Source organism: Vibrio sp. 10N.261.51.C6, assembly GCF_041471785.1.
In the GTDB taxonomy this organism is placed as follows: domain Bacteria; phylum Pseudomonadota; class Gammaproteobacteria; order Enterobacterales; family Vibrionaceae; genus Vibrio; species Vibrio crassostreae_C.
The window spans coordinates 1-485 of sequence record NZ_JBFRPB010000140.1; the positions used below are offsets into that span (position 1 = coordinate 1).

1 protein-coding gene is annotated in these 485 nt (G+C 56.5%); it reads right to left on the reverse strand.

All coding sequences use genetic code 11. The features are described 5' to 3' along the window. Positions 1-485, reverse strand: a 485-nt coding sequence (locus AB4375_RS21570; protein WP_372052506.1) for an Ig-like domain-containing protein, incomplete at both ends; no start/stop codon positions are given.

A 485-nucleotide genomic window follows, 5' to 3' on the forward strand; every position in this document is an offset into this window, starting at 1 on the left:
TTGTCACCTTCCGTTGGTACTGGAGCCGTTGTCGTCCAGTTTCCGTCAACAAGGTATTCGACTGTCGCGCCATCTTCGGTGCCATCGACTGTGAAGCTGCCGTCGTTGGTTAAGAAGTCATCCGCCGCTGAGCCAGAGTCCGTATCAAGTGTCAGTGTTGGCGCATCTGGCGCTGTTGTGTCTAGAGTGAACGTCAGCTCGCTGCTGCCTGATGTATTACCCGCTGCGTCGGTTTGACGAACGGTGATCGTGTTGTCACCTTCCGTTGGTACGGGTGCGGTTGTCGTCCAGTTTCCGTCAACGAGGTATTCGACTGTCGCACCCTCTTCGGTGCCGCCGACTGTGAAGCTGCTGTCGTTGGTTAAGAAGTCATCCGCCGCTGAGCCAGAGTCCGTATCCAGTGTCAGTGTTGGCGCATCTGGCGCTGTGGTATCAAGAGTGAACGTCAGCGTTGAGCTGCCTGAGGTATTACCCGCTGCGTCGGT